Annotated in this window: 1 pseudogene; it reads left to right on the top strand. The window is 54.5% G+C overall.

Features of this window, described 5'->3' with window-relative positions:
• Window positions 1-23: 23 nt before the first annotated feature.
• Window positions 24-266: pseudogene (locus tag AF337_RS32680) on the top strand (efflux RND transporter permease subunit); the annotation flags it as partial.

Raw genomic sequence — 266 nt, forward strand, 5'->3', positions numbered from 1 at the left:
CTCGGAGATGTGTATAAGAGACAGTTCTCCAGGTACGCAGCCTTTCGACGATGACGATGGTCATGTTGACCGCGCCTCTTGGACTTGCAGGCGTGGTCCCAGCGCTGCTTCTGTTCAATCAACCCTTTGGATTCAACGCCATTCTCGGTTTGATAGGACTGGCCGGCATCCTCATGCGCAACACGCTGATCCTGACGGAGCAGATCAAGGAAAACCAGGCTGCAGGTCTCGACGACTATCACGCTGTCATTGAAGCAACCGTCCAG

The organism is Rhizobium ecuadorense (assembly GCF_001187535.1).
GTDB classification, from domain to species: Bacteria; Pseudomonadota; Alphaproteobacteria; order Rhizobiales; family Rhizobiaceae; genus Rhizobium; species Rhizobium ecuadorense.